The 2,420-nt window shown below is 78.2% G+C and carries 2 protein-coding genes; both read right to left on the reverse strand.

What is annotated here, in order from left to right:
- Positions 1-1,207, reverse strand: a 1,207-nt coding sequence (locus ACFUEL_RS38555) for an MFS transporter (RefSeq protein ID WP_380242705.1), incomplete at its 3' end; no start/stop codon positions are given.
- Positions 1,194-2,396: a hypothetical protein gene (locus tag ACFUEL_RS38560; protein ID WP_380242707.1), complete on the reverse strand. Its 1,203-nt coding sequence runs from the start codon at positions 2,394-2,396 to the stop codon at positions 1,194-1,196. The genes ACFUEL_RS38560 and ACFUEL_RS38555, both read right to left, overlap by 14 nt.
- Positions 2,397-2,420 lie beyond the last annotated feature (24 nt).

The following is a 2,420-nucleotide window of genomic DNA, read 5'->3' on the forward strand; positions in this document are numbered from 1 at the left end:
CGGTCAGCATCACCAGCAGCGCCGCGGCGGTGAGCAGGCTGCCGACCAGCGGCACCGCCCGGACGCCGGTGGTGGCCACCAGGCCCGCGCCCAGCAGGGAGCCGGCCGCGATGCCGAGGTTGAACACCGCGCTCATCGCGGCCGAGGCCATGTCGGTGCTGCCGGGCGCCACCTGGAGGGCCCGGTGCTGGATGGCGGCGGCGAGCGCGTTGAAGGACAGGCCGAGCAGCGCCAGCACCCCCAGCACCGCCGGCCGGGTGCCGCCGCACGCGAACAGCCCCAGCATGGCGACCGTGACCAGGCCCAGCGGCGCGACCAGCGCCGGCCGCGGGTAGCGGTCAAGGTAGCGGCCGAGCAGCAGGGAGCCGAGCACGCCGAAGATCCCGGAGACGGACAGCAGCGGGCCGAGCGAGCCCTTGCCGAAGCCGCTGACGTCCAGCAGCAGCGGGGTGAGGTAGGTGAAGGTGCCCATGGCGCCGGTGACGGCCAGCCCGGTGGTGACCAGCAGGACGGTCATCCGGCGGCGGTCGGGCGCGCTGCCGCGGGTGGCCGTGCCCTCCCCGGGGGCGGTGCCGGGCAGCAGCAGGACGACGACGACGCAGGTGGCGGCGCTCAGTCCGCTCATCACGCCGAAGGTGACCCGCCAGTGGGTCTGCTGGGCCAGCCAGGTGCCGACCGGCACGCCGAGCACGGGGGCCAGGCCGTTGCCGATGGACAGCCGGGCCACCATCCGGCCGCGCACCTCGGGCGGGAACAGGCCGGTCGCGGTGGAGGCCACCACCGCCCAGAACATCGCCTGGGTGAGGCCGGTCAGCAGCCGGGACGCCAGCAGCACCCAGAAGTTCCCGGCGAGCGCGGTGGCCAGGGTGGCCAGCGCCAGCAGCGCGAGCGTCCCGCCGAGCAGCAGTCGGCGCGGCACCGCGCGGGTGGCCCGGGCCAGCGGCAGCGAGGCCAGCAGGACGACCAGGGCGTAGCCGGTGACCAGCAGGCCGACCTGGGAGCGGGAGCGGCCCAGGTCGGCGGAGATGATGGTGAGCAGGCCGGTCGGCAGCACCTCGGTGGTGACGAAGCAGAAGGCGGCGAAGGAGAGCGCGAACAGCGCGGCGACGGCCCGGCGGGGGGAGACCGCCGGGCCGGCAGCGGGAACGGGAGCAGCCGGGCCGGGGGTGGGGGCGGCGGGGTCGCTGCCGCGCTCAGTGGCTGCCACGACCCGCTCCGTCCGCTCCGCCCGGTCCGTCCGGTCCGCCAGCTCCGTCCGATCCGCCCACGGGCGCGGCCGCGCGCGGGCCGGGGCGCGGGCCCGCGACGGGAACGGTGACCCGGCGGTTGGGGGCGGTCTCCCGGCACAGGACGTGGTGCAGCAGGCGCTCGCGTTCGAGCACCGTCCGGGCCTGCTCCAGCCAGCCGCGGACGTCCTGCCGCGCCGCGCCCCGGCCGGCCATCCCGTCCCGCAACTCCGCCGCCTGGCCGCGCAGTTCGGCGGTGCGCCGGAGGGCGGCGGCCGAGGGCGCGAAGGCGGCGACGGCCCGGCCGAGACCGGCGGCGGACCGGGCGGCGAGCAGGTCCAGCGCGGCGGCCAGGCGCTGCTTGTGCTCCAGGTAGACCTGGAACGGCCGTACGTCGAGCGGCAGTTCGCCGTGCAGCATCCGGGCGGCCTGGGCGCGCAGGGTGCGCGAGGCGGCCAGTCCGGCGGTGATCCGGGGGGCCGGGCCGCCGTCCTCTCCCGCGAACCCGCCGGTGCCGCAGGCGGGTTGGCCGTCGAGGGCGCGGGTGAGCGCGAGGTGCAGGGCGGCGGGGGTGAAGCGCCGGGCGGCGCCGCCCGGCCGGGGGCGCAGCAGTTGGACGGGGTGCCGGTGCCCGGTGTCCTCGCGGGCCTCGACGCAGGCGAGCGCGGCCTCGGCGGGCGTGGTGTCGGCGCGCGCGTAGCCGTCCGCGGCGTCCGCGGCGTGCGCCTGCAGCGTGCCGGGGGCGGGCCCGCGGACGTACATCACCTGCCCGACGGCGCGGGCCCGGCCGTACTCGTCGGTGCCGGGCACGTGGGACTTCTCGGCGTGCACCAGCACCGCGTGGCCCGCGCCGGTGGCCCCGGCCAGGAAGGCGGCCGCCGCCGGCAGGGTGGCGACGGCCTCCCGCGGGTGCTCCTCCACGTCCAGCAGCGGGGCCCGCCGGCCGTCTCCGGTGTCGAAGTCGAAGGGGACGCGGGCGGTGGCGGCCGCGGCGGCGAAGTCCTCGTGCGCGTACAGGCGCAGGAAGGTGCCGGCCAGCCAGTCGTCGAAGTCGGGGTGGGCGCGCAGCAGTTCGCACCGGAAGGCGTGGTGCGGGTGGGAGCGGACCTCCGGCCGGGGCGGCGGCACGGTGGTCGCCGGGCGGGTGGCGGTCCGGAGTGGTGGGGCCACGGGCACTGTCGCCTCGCTTCCGCT

Origin of the sequence: Kitasatospora sp. NPDC057198, assembly GCF_042670125.1 — a bacterium.
GTDB lineage: Bacteria > Actinomycetota > Actinomycetes > Streptomycetales > Streptomycetaceae > Kitasatospora.